Raw genomic sequence first — 19,943 nt, 5'->3', positions numbered from 1 at the left:
CCAGTCCGCCTCCTTTGGAAGGGCCGCCCTGTGCCGGCGTATCCGGCAGGGGCGGTTCTTTGCATCCGGCGCCAGCGGACCGTCCCCCGCACGGTTTATGGAAAAAAGCGGCTGGGAAAAATACGGAAACCCCTTGACATAGAGTGCACTTCAAGGTGTAGACTTACTCTCAACAGTGAGAAGGGTTTCCCATGGCTCCTACAGCGCCGCTGCGTTTCAGGAAGGAACGCGGTTTTCCGGATGGAAGGCTGGGCCGGAAGCCTGTACAGCATTTGAAAAAGATGGATTTGCAGGAAGCAGAGACAGATCGGAGGGCCGCCGAAGCGGTTTTCGGGTTTGTTTCTTTTCTTTATAATGGCAGCGGGGCCGTGGGAATACGGGCCGAAAGGGAGTGTGGCAAAGGATGGAATTGAAGGACTTTTTTCGGGAAAATCCCCGGGTTGCCCTGGGTTTTTCAGGAGGCACGGATTCGGCGTATCTGCTGTACGAGGCGGTGGAGCATGGCGCGCAGGTGCGGCCGTATTTTGTGAAAACTGTATTTCAGCCTGCCTTTGAGCTTGCCGACGCCAGGAGGCTCTGCGCGCAGCTGGGGGTGGAGCTGGCCGTGCTGGAAGTGGATGTCCTGTCCCAGGAAGCGGTGCGGAGCAATCCGCAGGACCGCTGCTACCACTGCAAGCGCGCCCTGTTCGGCACATTGCGGGATCAGGCGGCGCGGGACGGATACCCTGTGCTGATGGACGGCACCAATGCCTCAGACGACGCCGGAGACCGCCCCGGCATGCGGGCGATCCGGGAGCTTTCCGTAAGGTCCCCCCTGCGGGAATGCGGAATTACAAAGGCGGAGGTGCGAAGGCGGTCCAAAGAAGCCGGGCTCTTTACCTGGGACAAGCCGGCCTATGCCTGCCTTGCCACCAGAATTCCCACAGGAGAGGAGATTACAGCCGGACTGCTGCAGAAGGTGGAGCAGGCGGAGGACCGTCTCTTTTCCCTGGGGTTTACAGATTTTCGGGTAAGAGTGTTTCACAATGCGGCGCGGCTTCAGCTGCCGGAGGACCAGATGGCGGAAGCGCTGGCGCGCAGGAGGGAGATTCAGACGGAACTGAAACCGTATTTTTCAGAGGTGTTTCTGGATTTACAGGGCCGGTGAAGGCCGGCAGGACAGCCGCGGCAAGCGGAAAGGAAAAGGGAGGAAGAAATCAGGATGGATCAATTGGAAATCAAGGCTCTGCTGGAACGGGTGGCCAGCGGGGATTGCCCGGTGGGCGAGGCTCTGATGGAGCTGAAACTGGAGCCTTTCCGGGATTTGGGATTTGCCAAGGTGGACCGGCACCGGGGGCTGCGCCAGGGGATTGCCGAGGTGATTTACGGCGCTGGAAAGACGCCGGAACAGATTCGGGCTATTGCCGCGTCCATGCGGGAGGATGGTGATAAGACCATCCTGATCACCCGTATGTCCCCGGAAGCCGCGGAGCTGGTGGGGAAGGAGCTGCCCCTTGCCTACCATGAGATGGGCAGGGTCGGCATTGTGGGCGCCATGCCGAAGCCCACGGGCACGGGCCGCATCATTGTGGCCACGGGAGGTACCAGCGATATGCCTGTGGCGGAGGAGGCGGCGCTGACTGCAGAGGCGCTGGGCAACGAGGTAGTGCGCCTCTATGATGTGGGCGTGGCCGGGCTGCACCGCACGCTGTCTCATCTGGAAGATTTTATGAGTGCCCGGGTGATTGTCGCCATTGCCGGGATGGAGGGCGCTCTCGCCAGCGTGTTGGGCGGGCTGGCAGACTGCCCCGTGATTGCCGTGCCCACCAGCGTGGGGTATGGAGCGGCCTTCGGCGGTCTGGCCGCGCTGCTTTCCATGCTCAATTCCTGCGCCAGCGGTGTGAGCGTCGTCAACATCGACAACGGCTTCGGTGCAGGGTATTTGGCCAGTATGATCAACCATATCGGGGACAGGAATCCAGGCTGAAAGCGCTCCGGAAAGAAAACAAGCCGACAGAGTTTAGGAGGAATAGATTCTTATGAAAACCATTTATTTTGACTGTGCAATGGGGGCGGCGGGCGATATGCTCACAGCAGCCCTCCTGGAGCTTCATCCGGATCCGGAGGGGGTGCTCCGGCGTCTCAATGGTCTGGGACTTCCCGGCGTGGAAGTCAGCGCCGTCCCATCGGTCAAATGCGGCATTACAGGCACCCATGTTTCGGTAAAGGTGCACGGGGAAGAGGAAGAGAGTATGGATGTGAGTCATGACCATGACCACGGCCATGACCACGGCCACGACCACGACCATGACCACGGCCACGACCACGACCATGACCACGGCCACGGCCACGGCCATGAGCATGACCACGATCATGACCACGGCCACGACCACGACCATGACCACGACCATGACCACGGCCACGACCACGACCACGGCCATGAGCATGACCACGATCATGACCATGCTCACGAACACAGCCACAGCCATGGCCACCATCATGCGGGGATGCACGAGGTGGAGCATATCATCTCCCATCTGCCGGTTTCGGAAAAGGTGAGGGGGGATGCGCTGGGCGTCTACCGGCTGATCGCTGAGGCGGAAAGCCATGCCCACGGCAGGCCGGTGGAGGAAATCCACTTCCACGAAGTGGGCACGCTGGACGCCGTGGCCGATGTGGCCGCGGTCTGCCTTTTGCTGGAAGAGCTTGCCCCGGAGCAGGTGGTCTGCTCTCCCATCCACGTTGGCAGCGGCCAGGTGCGCTGCGCCCACGGCATCCTGCCCGTGCCCGCCCCTGCCACAGCCCATATTCTCCGGGAAGTACCCACCTACGGCGGTTCGGTACGCGGAGAACTCTGCACTCCCACCGGGGCGGCGCTGCTGAAGTATTTCGTGAATTCCTTCGGCCCGTCTCCGGTCATGCGGGTGGAGAAGATCGGCTATGGTATGGGAAGCAAGGAGTTCGAGGCCATGAACGGCGTCCGAGCCTTACTGGGAGAGACGGAAGAAGCGGGGGACAGTGTCCTGGAGCTTCGCTGCAATCTGGACGACATGACCCCGGAGGCTGTGGGCTTTGCCCAGGAACAGCTGTTGAAGGCGGGTGTCCTTGAGGTGTATACCACGCCGGTGGGAATGAAGAAAAACCGGCCGGGAATCCTGCTGACCTGCCTGTGCAGGCCTGAGGACAAGGAGAAGGCGCTCTCAACTCTGTTTGCGCACACCTCCACGCTTGGAGTGCGGGAATCCCTGTGCAGCAGGTACACGCTCCGCCGCAGCCAGTATACGGTGGAAACGGAGCTCGGCCCGGTTAGGGTAAAGGAATCCTCGGGCTGGGGCGTCAGCCGTTGTAAGCCGGAATATGACGATCTGGCAAGGCTGGCCGAACAACACGGCCTGAGCCTGCAGGAGGTGCTGCGCAGGGTTGAGGAAAGCCGGAGCAAGTGACAAACTGAATCGAAGAAAGAGCCGCACGGCGGAGGATTTCCCCGCCGTACGGCCTTTTTTTGCTTCGGTAAAAAAAGCTTGACTTGGAGTTCACTCCAGATGGTATGCTGTCCTTGGAAAGAAAATCCGCCGGATCGGAGACGGGTTGCATCCAATTTTGAGAAAGTGTGGTGCTTTTCATGCTCTATCAGCCGTTTCAGGAAGTAAAGCTTTCCGTTTTGGGGATGGGGAATATGCGGCTGCCCACCCAAGGGCAGGGCGGCCCTATTGACGAGGAGAAGGCCAGGGAAATCATCGAGTACGCCTATCGCCATGGGGTCAATTATTTCGATACCGCCTACCGGTACCACGGAGGGGCGTCGGAATCCTTTGTGGGCAGGGTGCTTTCCCAGTTTCCCAGGGACACCTGGTATCTGGCGTCGAAAATGCCGGGGCATATGATGAACTATCAAAACGGCAGGCTGGGCTTTCAGGGATACCTGGCAGGAGAAAAGATAGGGTCCGTGGCGGAAATTTTTGAAGAGCAGCTGGAAAAATGTGGAGTGGATTACTTTGATTTTTACCTGCTGCACAATGTCTGTGAAACCTCGCTGGAATTCTATACCAACGAAGAGCTGAACGTGGTGGGCTATCTGCTGAATCAGAAGAAGCAGGGACGCATCCGCCATCTGGGATTTTCCGCCCACGGACGTGCGGAGACCATCGAGAAGTTTCTCAACCGGTATCCCGGCATCTTTGAATTCTGCCAGATTCAGCTGAATTATGTGGATTGGACGCTTCAGGAAGCCGGAAAGAAATATGAGCTTTTGACGGGCCGCGGCATCCCGGTGGTGGTGATGGAGCCCTGCCGGGGAGGAAGTCTGGCTTCCCTGCCGGAAGGGGCGGAATCCCTGCTGCGAAAAGTGCGCCCGCAGGATTCCGCAGCCTCCTGGGCGTTCCGTTTCCTCCAGTCCCTGCCGGGGGTCCAGGTGGTGCTCAGCGGGATGACTACGCTGGAGCAGCTGAAGGAGAATATTGCTGTATTCTCCCGGGAAGACCCTGTTACGCCGGAGGAAAGACAGCTGCTGAATCAGGTGGTCTCCCTGCAGGCAGAGCTGGTTCCCTGTACAGCCTGCCGCTATTGCTGTGAGAATTGCCCTCAGGGCTTGGATATCCCCAAGCTGCTCTCTATGTACAACGAGCTGAACTACTCCAAAGGCCTGGGGACTCTGCGGTTTACCCTGGACGCCATGAAGCCGGAGGAGCTGCCCGGCGCCTGTATCGGGTGCGGCGCCTGCGCCGAGGCTTGCCCGCAGAATATCGACGTGCCGTCGTTGCTGGGAAAATTCGCCAGGGAACTGGTACCGTAGGGATAACGAAATGAAACCGAAGCTGCCCATTTCATGGGCGCGCTTCGGTTTCTGCTTCAAACTTCCCGGAATGTTCAGGCCTTCCAAAGGCCGTGGAGGTTGCAGTATTCGTAGGCGGAAACCACCTTGTCATGCTCGCTCAGCTGGAATACCGCCCTGGGTTCCTGCCCGGGGGCCAGCGGTTTCTGCTGAATCCCCTCGGAAGTCTCCAAAAGGATCCATTGGATAAAATGCTCCGGGATCATCGGATGCTCCGCGGCGCCTACGGACACGGTGACACGGGAACCGTCCTTTTCCACAAGGGGAACGTGCTTTTCCACGGAGGCGTCCACTGTTCCAGGCCTCAGTTCCTGCATCTCTTCTCCGCAGCAGACGACGGGAACCCCGGCGTCCTTCAGATAGATCACGATGTTTCCACAGTGCTCGCAGCGGTAAAACTTCATATGGCATGCATCCCTTCCTGTTGATAGGGTATAGTATCGCCTGTCCGCCGCGCAATTATGCCGAAGCTGGGAAGAAGGCTTTTTCAGGTTGCACGCATTCTTGCATTTCAGCGGTTCTGCGGATATAATAAGGAAAAACAGAGTTTGGAAAGGTGGATATTTCATGTTGAACCAATCGGTCGCTCAGCTTCTCAATGCCCAAATCACTGCGGAGTTCTATTCCGCCTATCTATATTTGGATTTTTCCAGTTATTTTCAGGAAACCGGTCTAGATGGATTTGCAAACTGGTACCAGGTGCAGGCACAGGAGGAGCGGGACCATGCCATGCTGTTCTACCAGTATCTGCACAACAACAGCGCCAAGGTGGCTTTGGAAGCAGTGGCGAAGCCGGAGCGCAAAGCTGCGGATACTATGGGGATACTCAAGGCTGGCCTGGAGCATGAGGTCTATGTGACTTCGCTGATTCACAATCTGTATGACGCAGCCCAGCAGTCGAAAGATTTCCGTACGCTCCAGTTTTTGGATTGGTTCGTCAAGGAGCAGGGGGAAGAAGAGAAGAACGCAGAGGATCTCATTCAAAAGATGGAACTTTTCGGATCGGAGGCCAAGGGACTGTATATGCTCAATTCCGAACTGGCGGCAAGAGTGTACACGGCGCCCAGCCTGGTGCTGTAAACAGGCGCTGTAAAAAAGCGCAGACCCTGTGGGCTGCGGGCCGTCTTTTGCAGGAGAAAGGCATAGCCCGAACGTGCTCTGGGGTAAAAGTGGAAAAAAGGCGGGTGTCCTACAGGGCAAAAGCCCCGGACACAGCCGCTGGATTTGAGAGGAGAGGGATTGTATGAAGCAGGTCACGTTGGGAAGAACGGGAATTGTCACAGGGAAAAATGCGTTTGGTGCGCTGCCCATTCAAAGGGTAACCAGGGAGTATGCCGCCATGCTGCTGCGCAAGGCTTTTGACGCGGGGATCACTTTCTTTGACACCGCCCGCTCTTACAGCGACAGCGAGGAAAAAATCGGTTTTGCGCTCAGCAATGTACGGGAAAAGCTGATTCTGGCGACGAAAACCCCTTCCACCACGGCGGAGGGTTTCTGGAAGGACCTGGAAACCAGCCTTTCGCTGCTGAAGACGGACTACATAGACATCTACCAGTTCCACAATCCCAGTTTCTGTCCCAAGCCCGGGGACGGCACCGGCCTGTACGAGGCCATGCTGGAAGCAAGGGAACAGGGAAAAATCCGTTTTATCGGACTTACAAACCATCGCCTGAACGTGGCGGAGGAGGCAGTGCGCTCCGGCCTGTATGACACGCTGCAGTTCCCCTTCTGCTATCTGTCCACAGAAAAGGACATTGCCCTGGTAAAGCTCTGCCAGGAGCTGAACGTGGGCTTTATCTCCATGAAGGGGCTTTCCGGCGGGCTGATCACCAATTCCGCCGCAGCCTATGCCTGGCAGGATCAATTTGAAAACGCGCTTCCCATCTGGGGCGTTCAGAGGGAGTCGGAGCTGGATGAGTTCATCAGCTATATCGAGAATCCGCCCGTTATGGACGGCGAAATCAGGGAGCTGATCGAACGAGACCGAAAAGAGCTGATCGGCAATTTCTGCAGGGCCTGCGGGTACTGTATGCCCTGTCCGGCCGGCATCGTCATCAACCAGTGCGCCCGCATGTCTCAATTGATCCGCCGGAGCCCGTCGGCCAATTGGCTGACGGAAGAAAGCCAGAAGATGATGCTGCAGGTTGAAAATTGCCTGAACTGCGGCCAGTGCAAAAAGAAATGTCCCTATGGGCTGGATACGCCGGAGCTGCTTCGGCAGAATCTGGAGGATTACAAACAGATCCTGGACGGCACGGTACAGGTGTGATTCATTCACTGCCTTGCTGAAAAACAGGACCGCCGCAAAAGGAAACTTTTGCGGCGGTTTTCAAGTTTATGGAAAGAACGGCCCACCGGAGAAAAAAGAGCTTTCAGAACAGCTCCGGAATGGAACGGCCGTGGGTCCCGGCAGGCAGGGGAACGGAGAAGTTTTCCGCCACTGCAGCGCCCAGGTCTGCAAAGGTCTCCCGGTCCGGCAGGTAGCCGCTTCTGGTCATGGCGGGTGACCAGGCAAGCAGAGGGACCATCTCCCGGGTATGGTCCGTCCCCGTGTGGACAGGGTCGTTCCCGTGGTCTGCCGTGATGCAGAGCAGGTCTGTCTGCCGAAGGCGGGGAAGAAGCCGGCTGAGAAGCAGGTCGAACCGTTCCAGCTCGGCGGCGTAGCCCAGCGGGTCCCGCCGGTGTCCCCAGAGGGCATCGAAATCCACCAGGTTGACGAAGCACAGGCCGGTAAACTCCCGCTGGGTCAGCTGGATCGTTTGTTCCATCCCCTGTACACTGCTTTCAGAGTGCAGGGATTCCGTCAGTCCCTGCCCGCAGAAAATGTCATGGATTTTACCCACGCCGATTACATCCCTGCCGGATTCCTGCAGGGCGTCCAGTACGGTTTTCCCGGAGGGAGGCAAGGCGTAATCCCGCCTGTTGGCGGTGCGCACGAATTCCCCCTTTCTTCGTCCCACATAGGGCCGTGCAATTACCCTGCCCACTCTCCATTCTTTTCGGAGGGTCAGCTCCCGGGCGATTTCACAGCAGCGGTAGAGCTCGGAAAGCCCCATGGTCTCCTCATTCCCGCAGATCTGCAGCACGGAATCCCCGGAGGTGTAGACGATGAGATCGCCCGTCTCGGTCTGATGCTCCCCCAGCTCCTCCAGAATTTTTGTGCCGCTGGCAGCTTTGTTGCCCACAATCCTGCGGCCGGTGCGAAGCTCCAGTTCCCCAATGAGTTCAGCCGGAAAACCGGTTTGGGTAAAGGTGAGAAAAGGAGCGGAGGTAATGAGCCCCATCAATTCCCAATGCCCGGTCATGGTGTCCTTGCCGGCGCTTTTTTCTTTCATCCGCATGGCGAAACCGATAGGCTTTTCCGGGGTGGGAAGCCCCGCCTCCGGGCAGAGTCCGGAAATTCCCATACGCAGCAGGCTGGGGATGGAGAGCCGTTCCGCCCGGTGCGCAATGTGCCCCAATGTGTTTGCTCCCGCGTCGCCGTAGGCCGCTGCGTCGTCCATTGCGCCGATCCCCAGGGAATCCAAAACCAGCAGGAAAATGCGGCTGTATTTCATAGAGGTCCCCTCGTTTCAAGAATAGTACGGTTTTTAGGTCAGGAAAACAGACTCAGCTGTTCCGCTTCGTCCCCTGTTTCCAGGTCGTACAGATAGCGGAATACCTGTTCCGGCGTATGCATTACCCCGCGCTTTTCACATTCGTCATGAAAGATGCGCATCAAAGCGGAATTTCGGCTGCTGCTCAGTTCATAACGCAGGCCGTAACAGCGCTCATACCGCTCCCTCAGGCCGGGGAAATGCTCCTCCAGCTTTTGATAAAAGTATTCCCGGTTTCCCTCGCGCATAGTCACCCCAATGCCGAAGCAGAGAATTCCCTTGACCCCAGCCTCGAAACAGTAGGAAAGAATTCCTCTCAGGTTTTCTTCGGTATCGTTGAGAAAAGGAAGCAGAGGGGAGAACCAAACCACCGTTGGGATGCCGTGCTCCTTCAGCGTGCACAGGGCCTCAAACCGTTCCCTGGTGGTGCTCACATGAGGTTCCAGAATCCGGCAGAGGTCCTCGTCGAAGGTGGTCAGGGTTATCTGCACCACACATTTCTCCCTTCTTTGAATCTGCTCAAACAGGTCCAGATCCCGCAGGCAAAGCGTGGATTTTGTCTGAACCGCCAGGCCGAAGCCGTACTTTTCGATGAGTTCGACGCAGCGCCGGGTGTGCAGCAGCTTTCTCTCTCCCGGAAAATAGGGGTCGCACATGGCTCCCGTCCCGATCATGCATTTCTTCCGCTTTTTGCGAAGGGCAGCCTCCAGCAGCTCCGGCGCGTTGCTCTTGACCTCCACGTCTTCGAAATCATGCTCGATATGGTAGCATTTGCTGCGGCTGTCGCAGTAGATGCAGCCGTGTGTGCACCCCCGGTAGAGGTTCATTCCGTTCTGCGGGGAGAGGATCCCCTTCGCTTCCTTAAAATGCATGGCAGCCTCCAGACGGCGGATCGCTCAGACCCGTTTTTGAAAAAGCCCGTGTTCCGTACAGTACCAGAAAAGTTGGACATGCCGCCGTTTGGGAAACCTGGCGGCGCAGGTTCCCTCCGGAAAAAGCTTCACCAGGGTGATGGAATCCCCGCTCAGGCATGCCAAAAAGGAAATATGGTGTCCCTTTTCCATAGGGTGTTCCAAAGTGAGATACCATTCATCCTCGACTTGTTCCAGCAGAAGGCGGTGCTCTCCTTCCTCCTCTTTGGCGGTCAGGGGCTCGAGTTTCCTGCCGCAGCAGGAAAGGTCCGCCTTGCCCGTGCTCCACAGGAGATTTCCGCAGACAGGACAGACGGCAAAAAGACTGTGTTTCATGGTTCCTCCAGTTTCGTCGTTCGGGGAAAGCTCCCCGGACAGCAGGGTTTCAATGCCGACAGCCAGCGCCTGGGAGAGCGCTGGGAGGAGGGAAACATCAGGCGCGCCCAGCCCGCGCTCCCATTTTGACACGGTCTTGTGGCTGATGTGCAGCTTTTGGGCCAGCTCTGCCTGGGTCAGCTTCTGTTCCAGACGCAGGCGCCGGATCAGGGCGCCTGTTTTGGCGTGGTCCAAGCCTGAAAGGAAAGCGTCAGTCATGGGAGAATCCGGTATCATGCGGTTGTCATCCTCTTTCTTTTTCTGGAACGTCTCGGCTGTGGGGCAAGGCTCCGGAAGCGGAAGCCCGCGTTCCCTCCGTGCCTTCCAGTATAGCAGACTTCCGGCACAATGCAATCTACGCTTCGTAGAGCGGGGATGCGTTTGGCGTCTTCCCTCCGGTTTTCAGCCAGTTCCTTCCCGGCGGCTTTTGTGATACAATGGAGAAATGGAAACGCCGGAGAGTGGGAAATCCGGCTTTGGGAAAGGAGCTTTGCAATGAAACTGCTCATTGATGCCGACGGCTGCCCTGTAGTGGATCTGACCGTCAGACTTGCCCGGGAGTTTGGGGTGAAGTGCCTGATTCTCTGTGATACCGCCCATGTCTTTCAAAAGGAGGGAGCGGAAACCCTGACGGTTTCCAAGGGGGCGGACAGCGTGGACTTTGCCCTGGTGAACCGGGTGGAGCCCGGTGATATCGCCGTGACCCAAGATTATGGATTGGCCGCCATGTGCCTGGCGAAAAGAGCGCTTCCGCTCAGTCAGGACGGGCTTCTCTATACAGAGGAAAACATTGGGGCGCTGCTGCAGTCCCGCTATGCAGCCCAAAAAATCAGACGTTCGGGCGGCAGACTGAAAGGGCCCAAAAAGCGTACTTCAGAGCAGGATGCCGCCTTTGAACGGACATTGCGGAGGCTGCTCCAGCTCAGGTGAGCGCGGCCTCCCATTCCCCTTCCCGGAAACCAACCAGCACAAAGCCGTCGCCGATGAGCAGGGGACGCTTAACCAGCATGCCGTCTGTGGAGAGCAGGGCGAACTGTTGGCCTTCGCTCATTTTTGGGAGCTTGTCCTTCAGCTGAAGCGACTTGTAGGAGAGGCCGCTGGTATTAAAAAAGCGCTTGAGGGGCAGTCCGCTCAGGCCCTGCCAGCGGCGAAGCTCCTCCTCGGTGGGTGGGTCTGTTTTGATGTTGCGGTATTCCGGGGAAAGCCCTTTGCTTTCCAGCCAGGCCTGGGCTTTTTTGCAGGTGGAGCAGTTGGGGTAGCAGAGCAGCATGGAACTTCATCCTTTCTTCCTGTTTTTATAGTTTATGTTGTTGCAGTAAAAATTCCAGCAGAGCTGTACAGCCCTGTTTGATGTCCCTGTAGGTTTCGTCAAAATTTCCCGTATACCAGGGGTCGGCGATATCCCGGTGTTCTCCGGCAAATTCCAGGAAAAGAAAAAATTTCCCTTCCGGGTCGCCGCCCAGAAGCCGTTCCAGATTCCGCAGGTTGGCCCGGTCCATGGCGATGATGTAGTCGTAAGCTTCATAATCGCTTTTCGTGATTTGGCGTGCCTGACGGGAGGAAAAGGGGATGCCTTCCCGTTCCAGGACGCGCCGGGTTCCGGGATGAATATCGTTGCCAAGCTCCTCGCGGCTGGTGGCGGCGGAGGCGATCTGAAATTTTCCGGCAAGCCCCTGCCTCTCCGTAAGGTCTTTCATCACGAACTCCGCCAGGGGGCTGCGACAGATATTGCCGTGGCAGATGAATAGTATGTCTAACATGGTTTTCCTGCTCCTCCTTTATGGATAGGTGGCTCCCTGCCCGCACTGAATCTTTCTCAACGGTTATTATATCACACGGATGGCCCAATTGGCAAAGCCGGAGGGTTCCTTGCTTTTTGCCGTGCAAGTGCGGTATACTGGCAAAAACGGAAATGCAAAAGCCGTCATCGGAGGATAAAAAATGATTTATTTCGCACACTGTGAATCGCCTGTGGGCGAACTCATGCTGGCAGGGGACGAGAGGCATGTCAGCGGCTTGTGGATGGAAGGCCAGAAATATTTTGGGGCCACGCTGCCGGGAGGGGCGGTGGAAAGGGAGAATCTCCCCGTGTTCTGTGCGGCGCGGCAATGGCTGCAGGACTATTTTGCGGGGAAAAAACCAGAGCCGTCGGATCTGCCGCTGGCTCCTGCGGGGGGAGCGTTCCGGCAGCTTGTCTGGAAAATTCTGCTGGAAATTCCCTATGGACAGGTGGCTGCCTACGGCTGGATTGCAAAAGAGGCGGCCAAGCGTATGGGCAGGGCAAGTATGTCCAGCCAGGCGGTGGGCGGTGCAGTGGGACACAATCCCATTTCCATCCTCATTCCCTGCCACAGGGTGGTAGGCTCAGATGGCAGCCTGACCGGGTATGCCGGCGGCCTGGATAAAAAAGTGGCTGCTGAAGCATGAAGGGGTGGATCTGTCGCGTTTCTACCTGCCGAAAAGGGGATCGGCCCTGTGAGCTACAGGGAAACGGCTGAGAATATTTGACGGGAAGAGTAGAAAATAGATTGGAATGCAGAGGAAAACGGTATTGAAGACTGGGATTGTTTTGGAAGGCGGCGCCATGCGCGGAATGTTTACTGCAGGGGTGCTGGATGTGATGATGGAACAGGATATCACTTTTGACGGCGCAGTGGGGGTGTCCGCAGGAGCCGTATTTGGCTGCAATTATAAGTCCCGGCAGCCCGGACGGGTCATCCGCTACAACAAGAGGTATTGCAGGGATCCCCGTTATGTCAGCATCCGTTCCCTGCTGAAAACAGGGGATTTGTACGGGGAGAATTTCTGTTACCATGAGCTCCCCGACAGGCTGGATCCCTTTGACGCGGCGGCCTATCGGAAAAACCCCATGGAATTCTATGTGGTCTGTACAGACGCCCTGACGGGAGAGGCCGTGTACCACCGGTGCGGCAGGGGAGACGCTCGGGATCTCCAGTGGATGCGGGCTTCCGCGTCCATGCCGATGGTTTCAAAGCTTGTAGAGCTGGAGGGGCGTCTCCTGTCGGACGGAGGCACGGCGGACTCCATCCCGGTACGTTTCCTGGAGGGGCAGGGTTATCGCCGTATTGTGGCGGTTCTGACCCAGCCAAAGGGATTTTCCAAGCAGCCCAATAAACTTTTGCCGCTGCTGCGGGTTGCCCTGCGGAACTATCCGGCGCTGGTCAGGGCTCTGGAGGTTCGTCATGAGCGCTATAATGAGACGCTCCGCTATCTTGCGCAGAGGGAGAGGGAGGGAAGCCTCCTGGTGCTCCGCCCGAGCCAGGCGCTGAAAATCGGAGCGGTGGAACGTGACGCGGAGCAGCTGGAGCGTGTTTACCAGATCGGCAGGGCGGACGCGTTGGCCGCCGTCTCAAAGATCCACACGTTCCTGTGTTCTGCTGCAGAGCGGTCCTCTGCCTGCACAGATAGGGAAACCGCCGTGTCCGGCGGTCCGGAAGGCGCGTAAAGCTTCCGGGGCCTGCCGGACACGGCGGTTCTTTTGGACTTTCCGGGTGCGGGAAAAAGCGGATTTTCGCGGCCTATGGCTGCCGCAGCATTCCCGCAATCCGCTCGGCTGCCTCTCCGATGATCTCCAGAATTTCATCCTCGCTGCAGTCCCGGTTGCTGGTCAGGGCGTAATATCCGCCGTAAACGCCGTAGCTGAAAAGAATGCCGGCGGCGGGATCCTCCCGGTACTGGGGGCAGGCGTCAAAAATCATGGTCTTTAAATCCCGTTCCAGACGGCCGATCAGCTTTCCGCTCTGTGCGCCGGAAAACAGGATGCCCAGCAGGGCGCCCTGGGAACCATAGGCTGCATGGAGTTCCCGGGTGAATTCCCTGGGCTTGATAAAAAGGTATTCCGGGTGGGGAATGTTTTCGAGGATGGATTTCACCACGCCCGCTTCCACCCTGTCCGACAGGTCATACAGGTCTGTATAATGTGCGTAAAAGGTGGATTTGTTGATCCAGGCCTTTTCGCACAGCTCCTTCACCGTGATCTTTTCCAGCGGCTTTTGGGCACGCAGCCCGATAAAGGCGTTGAGAATGCTTCTTTCTGTTTTTTCAGTGCGCAGATCCATCCGGTTCAGCCTCCCCTTTTGGTTTTCCGACCCTTGGGCGGAACTGTCGGGTTTCCAACGTTTTTGCTGATTTGACGCTCGTTCTTTGTCAAGGAAAGCGATATAATCTATTGTAGTTGGAAAAGCGACGGATGTCCATTATTTTTTGCTTTTCGTTCAAGAAAAAATGGAGTAGGAGGGCCAACGGATGGATTACTATAATTTTTATACGGGCAGGGAATTTGAAGCTTACCGGTTTCTGGGCGCCCATGTGGAGGGGGATACCGTCTGTTTCCGGACTTTCGCACCGGCCGCCGCCAGAATATCGGTGATCGGGGATTTTTCCTCTTGGCAGGAAATTGAGATGGCAAAAATCTATGACGGAAATTTCTGGGAATGCCGTGTTCCGGCCAAGGCGGGAATGCGTTATAAATACCGGATTACCCGCGGCGACGGCAGCTTTCTCGACCACTGCGACCCCTATGGTTTTTCCTCGGAGCTTCGCCCCCAGACGGCCTCGGTGATCGTCGGGCTGGACAATTATGAGTTTCAGGACAGGCAGTGGCTCCGGCGGAGGAGCACCGCAGTTCAAAAGCCTGTCAACATCTATGAGCTTCATTTCGGCTCCTGGAGGAAAAAGGCGGAAAAAGAGGACGGCTGGTATTCCTATGAGGAGCTGGGGGAGCTCCTGATCCCCTATCTGAAGGAGAACGGTTATAATTATGTGGAGCTGCTGCCGCTGAGCGAGCACTCCAGCGACGAATCCTGGGGCTACCAGAACACGGGCTTTTTTGCGCCCACCTCCCGCTATGGCACGCCGGACGGCCTGCGCGCCTTTGTGGATCAATGCCATCAAAACGGCGTCGGCGTGATTATGGATTTTGTGCCGGTACACTTTGCCGTGGACGACTATGCCCTCTGGAATTATGACGGCACGGCGCTTTACGAATATCCCCATGCCGATGTGGGGAGAAGCGAGTGGGGCAGCTGTAACTTCATGCATTCCCGGGGAGAGGTCCGCAGCTTTCTGCAGTCGGCCGCCTATTTCTGGCTGAAGGAATTTCATTTTGACGGCTTGAGGATGGACGCCGTCAGCAATCTCATCTACTGGCAGGGGGACCCGGCCCGCGGCGTCAACGACGGGGCCGTCCGCTTCCTGCGGGAGATGAACGCGGGGCTGAAGGCCCGTATGCCGGACGCCATGCTGATAGCCGAGGATTCTTCCGCCTATGAAGGCGTGACCAGGCCGGTTTCCGAAAACGGGCTGGGCTTTGATTACAAGTGGGATTTGGGCTGGATGAACGACACCCTTTCCTATTTCCAGTCTTCCCCGGAGCAGCGGGCGGAGCGCTACCACAGCCTCACCTTCTCCATGTATTATTACTATAACGAGCGCTATCTGCTGCCGCTCTCCCACGACGAGGTGGTACACGGAAAGGCGACAATCCTTCAGAAGATGAATGGCGGCTACGAGGACAAGTTCCCCCAGGCCAGGGCGCTGTATCTCTATATGACAGCCCACCCGGGAAAAAAGCTGAACTTCATGGGAAACGAGCTGGGCCAGTTCCGGGAATGGGACGAGAAGCGGGAGCAGGACTGGAGCTTGCTGGAAAATCCCAATCACGACGCCTTCCACCGCTATATCCGGGAGCTGAACCAGCTGTACCTGAAAAGCCCGGCCCTGTACCAGCTGGAGCAGTTCCGGGAAGGGTTCCGCTGGGTCGACTGCCATCAGGAGGCAAAGTGCGTTTATGTGTTCGAGCGAATCTGCCCGAAGCAGCGCATGGTGTTCCTGTTCAACTTTTCCGCATGTCCTCAGACCTATCTGCTGCAACTGGAGGGCGCCGCCGCGCTGAAGCCGCTGGTGGACAGCGACCAGCAGAAATACGGCGGGGCCGCGCCCGCGGATGCGTTTCAGAGGATCTCCCTGAAGGAGGGCGGGACAGCGCTGTTGCTGCCCCGGTTTTCCGGCAGAGGCTATTTGGTAGAGGAAAAAAAGGAACCTGAGAAGTGAAAAACGGTCCGGAGAAAGGAAGATCGCTGATGGAACAGTCCGCCTTAACGGCAGTGATCAAAGACCAGAGCAGGAGGGCTTTCTGGGAAGTGAAAAATGTGATCGACTGTATCCCGGATGGGCTTTGGGAACGGGAATATTGTTGTGCTCCATTGTGGAAGCACGTGTACCACATGCTGCACTCGCTGGATCTGTGGATGATCAATCCGAGGGACAAAGAGTTTTCGGAGCCGGAATTTCATGAGAAGGATCTGAATGACCTGGACGCGGTTTCCCGGAAAACGCTGTCCCGAAAGGAACTGGAGGCGTATTTTTTCGGAATAGAGCGGAAGCTTGCCCGATACCTGGAGGAATTGACCGACCGCCAGCTGCCGGACTGTCCGGAGGGCTGCGAATATACCAGGTTTACCCTGATCCTGGCCCAATTTCGTCATCTTCACAGCCATATGGGAATGATCATGGGATTTCTGATTGCGGATACCGGAAAGTGGCCCAGAGTTTTGGGGCTGGAAGGAGCTTTTCCGGACGGGGAGTACGACAAATTCTTTTAATTGGGATAAATTTCATTTTGTAAAAAGTTGGCGCAATCCTTTGGTTTTGCTGGACAGAGATTCCTGACAATGCTATAATTTTATCGTTTTTTGGCAGGGACAGGCCTGTTTGGCCGCTGTGTGGAAAGAAAGGATGGCGATACTATGAAAATAAGGGTTGGAATTGCAGGATACGGAAATTTGGGCCGCGGGGTGGAAAGCGCTCTGCGAAGCTGCGAAGATATGGAACTCATCGGGATTTTTTCCAGGAGGGATCCGGAAACCATAGCGCCCCGCACCGGCGTTCCCGTATACTCCATGGAGAAGGCCGGCGATATGCAGGATCAAATCGACGTGATGATCCTGTGCGGAGGCAGCCGGAGCGACCTGCCGGAGCAGACGCCCATGCTTGCCCGGCAGTTTAACGTGGTGGACAGCTTTGACACCCATGCGAGAATTCCGGAGCATTTTTCCCGTGTGGATGCAGCCAGCCGGGAGGGGAAGAAGCTCAGCGTCATTTCCGCTGGGTGGGATCCGGGCCTGTTTTCCCTGAACCGGCTGCTGGGACAGGCTATTCTGCCGGACGGCGCGGATTACACCTTTTGGGGAAAGGGCGTCAGCCAGGGACATTCCGACGCCATCCGCAGAATCCCCGGTGTAAAGGACGCCCGGCAGTACACCATTCCGGTAGAGGAGGCTTTGGAGAGCGTGCGCAGAGGGGAAACTCCAGAGCTCACAGCCAGGCAGAAGCATACCAGGGAATGCTTTGTCGTGACAGCAGAGGACGCGGATCAAAAAGCCATTGAGGAAGCCATCAAAACCATGCCCAACTATTTCGCGGAGTATGACACCACGGTGCACTTTATCAGCGAAGAGGAGCTGCACAGGGAGCATGACGGAATTCCTCATGGGGGCGTGGTGCTTCGCACCGGGCGCACCGGCTTCCACCGGGAGAACAGCCACGTCGTCGAGTACCGCCTGAAGCTGGATTCCAATCCGGAGTTCACCTCCAGCGTGCTGGTGGCCTGCGCCAGGGCGGCGTACCGCCTGTACCGGGAGGGGCAGACCGGCTGTAAAACGGTGCTGGACATTCCCCCGGCGTATCTCCACCCTGAAACAGCTGAAGAACTGCGGAAAAAACTGCTCTGAGAGAAGAGGGCCCGCCGCACAGGACGGCGCAAACCGGGGCTTCCGGCTGCGTTTCCTGTTGCCATGGGCCCTTTTTCTGATTTGCCGCTTGTTTGACTTTGCAGGGGGATTGGGGTAAAATACAGCGGTACAGTGAGATTTGGTATGGATTCCGCCGATTTGCGGCGGGGAGGAGACGGATATGGCAAAACAGAACAAAACTTCAGGGAGGAGGCTGCTTCTCCTATTGGCCGTGATTGCCGCTGCGCTGTGTGCGGCTGCTGTTCTGCTGGATCCTCTGGACATGTTCGGCGGCTCGGATTTGCCGGAGGCAAAGAAACCGTCCTCTGAGAGCTCCCAGCAGTTTTCAGACCCGGTCCAAGCGGAGGGAGTTTCGGTACAGGTCCCCATCCTGCTCTACCACCATATCTCTGAGGACACTCTGACCCAGGAACAGTTTCAAACGGAGATGCAGCTGCTGAAGGACGGCGGTTATCACACAGTCTCCTTTGATCAAATCTTTGATTTTGTGGAGAAGGGAACGCCTCTCCCGGAAAAACCGGTGTGCCTCACCTTTGACGACGGCTATCTCAGCAATTACGAAATCGCTTACCCGCTGCTCAAGGAATACGGCATGAAGGCCACCTTTTTTGCCATCGGCGCCACGGTGGGGAATACGGAGCACTATAAGGATACGGAATTCCCCATCACCCCTCATTACAGTTATGAACAGGCAAAGGAGATGTCGGATTCCGGGCTTGTCTCTATTCAAAGCCACACCTTCGATATGCACCAGTGGGCTCCCTATGAGCCGGGCGACCGGGTGCGGAACAACATTCTGCGCTGGAAAGATGAAACGGAGGAAGAATATACCGAAGCCCTTACAGCTGATTTTTCCAAATCCCGGGAAGAGCTTGAAGCCGCCACCGGAAAGCCGGTGAATGTGCTGGCCTATCCCGGCGGACAATTCGACGCGCTCAGCGAATCGGTGCTGCGCTCTCTGGGCGTAAAGGCCACCCTCACTATCCAGCCGGGCAAGGCAAAGCTGACGGAGGGAGAACCGGAGTGCCTGTATCTGATGAACCGTTTCTATGTGCAGCCGGATACCACGGAGGAGGCCTTTCTGGAATGGATTTCCTGAACGCCTCCGAAGGGCGCACAGAGGCTTCTGTGAACCATTGAAAGTAAGAAACGCTTGAGGGCCCTGCTGTGCGGCCCTCATTTTGCGTTTGCAAAGTCCGGTCATCTCTCAACTGAAGAGAAAGGCTGTCCATGCTGCCCGCCCTGAAAACGACTTTTTTTGCCGAAACAGGGCCTTGTTTTTAGAAAGGAAAGGGATCGGGATGCAGGAATACCTGGAAAAGCTCTGCAAGGAATGGGCGGAAAAGCACAATTTCAGCGGCGTCTGCCGCCTGCGGGTTGGGAAGGAACAAAGCTTCTGCGAGGCATATGGTTATGCGAACCGCGCCTTCCACATACCCAACAGGACCGATACGAGGTTTGATATGGCCTCCATCACAAAGCTTTTTACAGCGGTGGCTGTGCTGCAGCTGGTGGAACAGGGAAAGCTGCGCCTTGATGACAGAATTACGGAGGTGATCGACCTTTCCGGCACGGAAATTCCCGGAGATGTGACGGTGGAACAGCTGCTGAACCATACCTCAGGGATTGCCGACGACGCGGATGAGGAGGCAGGGGAGGATTACGCAGCGCTGTTTCTGGACAGCCCCAATTACGGGATTCGGGAATGCAGGGATTTCCTCCGGAATTTTGCCTATAAAAAGCCTAATTTTGCCGCGGGAACCCACGTGAGGTACTGTAACTGCTCCTTTATCCTGCTGGGGCTGGCAATCGAAAAAATTACCGGTATGACCTATCGCGGCTATGTCTGCCGCCATGTGTTTGAGAAAGCCGGTATGAACAGCTCCGGATTTCCTTCCATGGATGAGGTCAACGAAAATACCGCGGAGGGCTACCGGAGCATCCTGGGCCCTGACGGGAAGGCGGCAGGCTACCGGAAAAATATCTACAGCTATCCGCCCCGGGGCACGCCGGACGGAGGCGCCTATGTCACGGCAGGGGATCTGGACAGGTTTCTCACCGCACTGTGCAGCGGCCTGCTCCTGGGAAGGAAAGCCTCCGCATCCCTTCTCAGGCCGCACTGCGCGTTTACCCGGCCGGAGGACTGGTATGGGATTCCCGGATTGTATGAGAGAAACGGGTATGCCTTCGAATTCCTGATGCGGGATGGCCATACGGAGCCTTTCTGTATGTATAAGGATGGTCAGAATGCGGGCGTATCCGCAAAAGTCTCCTATTATCCGGAACGGGACATCAGCCTTATCCTGCTGTCGAACCAGGATTGCAATGTGTGGGAGATGACAAGGCTGATTCAGTTGGAACTCTATTCCCGCTTTTATGCAGGGGCGGAAAAAAAGCCTGAATGAGCGTTGCGTTAACACGGGACAAAAATAAGGAGGTTTTCTTTTACATTCCTCTGAAAAACCTCATCGAAGAAAAA

General features: G+C 56.8%; 20 protein-coding genes and 1 pseudogene. 14 read left to right on the top strand and 7 right to left on the bottom strand.

Translation table 11 applies throughout. The annotated features are described in order from the left end of the window. Window positions 1–403: 403 nt before the first annotated feature. The 4 genes from larE (at window position 404) to BN3911_RS16435 (ending at window position 4,771) form a co-directional block, all read left to right on the top strand. Entirely contained in the window at window positions 404–1,147 is a 744-nt protein-coding gene (gene larE, locus BN3911_RS16450; RefSeq protein ID WP_066867526.1) for an ATP-dependent sacrificial sulfur transferase LarE, read from the top strand. A 54-nt stretch (window positions 1,148–1,201) separates the two neighbouring features. Further along, window positions 1,202–1,966, top strand: a complete 765-nt coding sequence (gene larB, locus BN3911_RS16445) for a nickel pincer cofactor biosynthesis protein LarB (RefSeq protein ID WP_066867523.1) — start codon at window positions 1,202–1,204, stop codon at window positions 1,964–1,966. A gap of 52 nt (window positions 1,967–2,018) precedes the next feature. Beyond that, a complete protein-coding gene (gene larC / locus BN3911_RS16440; RefSeq protein WP_066867519.1) occupies window positions 2,019–3,422 on the top strand; it encodes a nickel pincer cofactor biosynthesis protein LarC in 1,404 nt (467 codons plus the stop codon). Between the two features lie 179 nt (window positions 3,423–3,601). Next, a complete protein-coding gene (locus tag BN3911_RS16435) occupies window positions 3,602–4,771 on the top strand; it encodes an aldo/keto reductase (RefSeq protein ID WP_066867517.1) in 1,170 nt (389 codons plus the stop codon). A 74-nt stretch (window positions 4,772–4,845) separates the two neighbouring features. On the opposite strand, the gene BN3911_RS16430 is transcribed toward BN3911_RS16435, so the two are convergent. Further along, complete coding sequence (locus BN3911_RS16430) at window positions 4,846–5,214, bottom strand: desulfoferrodoxin family protein (RefSeq protein ID WP_066867514.1); 369 nt, start codon at window positions 5,212–5,214, stop codon at window positions 4,846–4,848. Window positions 5,215–5,377: 163 nt separating this feature from the next. Between BN3911_RS16430 and BN3911_RS16425 the strand changes: the two genes are divergently transcribed. Both BN3911_RS16425 and BN3911_RS16420 read left to right on the top strand, forming a co-directional pair. Next, window positions 5,378–5,890, top strand: coding sequence for a ferritin (locus BN3911_RS16425; RefSeq protein ID WP_066867511.1), 513 nt, complete (start codon window positions 5,378–5,380; stop codon window positions 5,888–5,890). Window positions 5,891–6,053: 163 nt separating this feature from the next. Beyond that, entirely contained in the window at window positions 6,054–7,079 is a 1,026-nt protein-coding gene (locus BN3911_RS16420; protein ID WP_066867508.1) for an aldo/keto reductase, read from the top strand. Window positions 7,080–7,182: 103 nt separating this feature from the next. Here the strand turns inward: BN3911_RS16420 and BN3911_RS16415 are convergent, their stop codons facing one another. From BN3911_RS16415 to BN3911_RS16405, 3 genes are read right to left on the bottom strand one after another with little or no spacing between them, the layout of a single operon-like run. Further along, complete coding sequence (locus tag BN3911_RS16415) at window positions 7,183–8,367, bottom strand: phosphopentomutase (protein WP_066867505.1); 1,185 nt, start codon at window positions 8,365–8,367, stop codon at window positions 7,183–7,185. 38 nt (window positions 8,368–8,405) lie between these two features. Continuing rightward, a complete protein-coding gene (locus tag BN3911_RS16410; RefSeq protein ID WP_066867503.1) occupies window positions 8,406–9,278 on the bottom strand; it encodes an SPL family radical SAM protein in 873 nt (290 codons plus the stop codon). A gap of 24 nt (window positions 9,279–9,302) precedes the next feature. Further along, window positions 9,303–9,929 carry a helix-turn-helix domain-containing protein gene (locus tag BN3911_RS16405; protein WP_242871152.1) on the bottom strand — a complete coding sequence of 209 codons (627 nt, stop codon included), beginning with the start codon at window positions 9,927–9,929 and terminating at the stop codon, window positions 9,303–9,305. 258 nt (window positions 9,930–10,187) lie between these two features. On the opposite strand from BN3911_RS16405, the gene BN3911_RS16400 reads away from it, so the two are divergent. Next, window positions 10,188–10,622 (top strand): YaiI/YqxD family protein, encoded by a 435-nt coding sequence (locus BN3911_RS16400; protein ID WP_066868120.1) that lies wholly within the window; start codon window positions 10,188–10,190, stop codon window positions 10,620–10,622. On the opposite strand, the gene BN3911_RS16395 is transcribed toward BN3911_RS16400, so the two are convergent. Both BN3911_RS16395 and BN3911_RS16390 read right to left on the bottom strand, forming a co-directional pair. Further along, window positions 10,615–10,962 carry an arsenate reductase family protein gene (locus tag BN3911_RS16395; RefSeq protein WP_066867500.1) on the bottom strand — a complete coding sequence of 116 codons (348 nt, stop codon included), beginning with the start codon at window positions 10,960–10,962 and terminating at the stop codon, window positions 10,615–10,617. The genes BN3911_RS16400 and BN3911_RS16395 overlap by 8 nt on opposite strands. Before the next feature lie 25 nt (window positions 10,963–10,987). Then, window positions 10,988–11,452, bottom strand: coding sequence for a low molecular weight protein-tyrosine-phosphatase (locus tag BN3911_RS16390; RefSeq protein WP_066867497.1), 465 nt, complete (start codon window positions 11,450–11,452; stop codon window positions 10,988–10,990). A 181-nt stretch (window positions 11,453–11,633) separates the two neighbouring features. Here BN3911_RS16390 and BN3911_RS16385 point away from each other — a divergent pair. Together BN3911_RS16385 and BN3911_RS16380 are read left to right on the top strand one after the other, a co-directional pair. Beyond that, window positions 11,634–12,171 (top strand): annotated as a pseudogene (locus tag BN3911_RS16385) (methylated-DNA--[protein]-cysteine S-methyltransferase). A 72-nt stretch (window positions 12,172–12,243) separates the two neighbouring features. Beyond that, complete coding sequence (locus BN3911_RS16380; protein ID WP_066868119.1) at window positions 12,244–13,158, top strand: patatin-like phospholipase family protein; 915 nt, start codon at window positions 12,244–12,246, stop codon at window positions 13,156–13,158. Window positions 13,159–13,231: 73 nt separating this feature from the next. Here the strand turns inward: BN3911_RS16380 and BN3911_RS16375 are convergent, their stop codons facing one another. Continuing rightward, on the bottom strand, window positions 13,232–13,771 hold the full coding sequence (locus BN3911_RS16375; RefSeq protein WP_066867495.1) for a TetR/AcrR family transcriptional regulator: 540 nt from the start codon (window positions 13,769–13,771) through the stop codon (window positions 13,232–13,234). Between the two features lie 187 nt (window positions 13,772–13,958). On the opposite strand from BN3911_RS16375, the gene glgB reads away from it, so the two are divergent. From glgB to BN3911_RS16350, 5 genes are all read left to right on the top strand, one after another. Further along, complete coding sequence (gene glgB / locus BN3911_RS16370) at window positions 13,959–15,764, top strand: 1,4-alpha-glucan branching protein GlgB (protein ID WP_066867492.1); 1,806 nt, start codon at window positions 13,959–13,961, stop codon at window positions 15,762–15,764. Next, window positions 15,761–16,315, top strand: coding sequence for a hypothetical protein (locus BN3911_RS16365; RefSeq protein ID WP_308211531.1), 555 nt, complete (start codon window positions 15,761–15,763; stop codon window positions 16,313–16,315). Before glgB ends, BN3911_RS16365 begins: the two co-directional genes overlap by 4 nt. Window positions 16,316–16,459: 144 nt before the next feature. Beyond that, on the top strand, window positions 16,460–17,443 hold the full coding sequence (locus BN3911_RS16360; RefSeq protein ID WP_066867489.1) for a diaminopimelate dehydrogenase: 984 nt from the start codon (window positions 16,460–16,462) through the stop codon (window positions 17,441–17,443). Between the two features lie 181 nt (window positions 17,444–17,624). Next, window positions 17,625–18,563: a polysaccharide deacetylase family protein gene (locus BN3911_RS16355; protein WP_066867486.1), complete on the top strand. Its 939-nt coding sequence runs from the start codon at window positions 17,625–17,627 to the stop codon at window positions 18,561–18,563. A 202-nt stretch (window positions 18,564–18,765) separates the two neighbouring features. Continuing rightward, window positions 18,766–19,869, top strand: coding sequence for a serine hydrolase domain-containing protein (locus tag BN3911_RS16350; protein WP_066867481.1), 1,104 nt, complete (start codon window positions 18,766–18,768; stop codon window positions 19,867–19,869). The last annotated feature ends 74 nt before the right edge of the window (window positions 19,870–19,943 follow it).

Origin of the sequence: Neglectibacter timonensis (assembly GCF_900048895.1) — a bacterium.
GTDB classification, from domain to species: domain Bacteria; phylum Bacillota; class Clostridia; order Oscillospirales; family Acutalibacteraceae; genus Acutalibacter; species Acutalibacter timonensis.
Note: the sequence above shows the minus strand (reverse complement) of the source record. Positions and strands in the feature narration are given on the sequence as shown.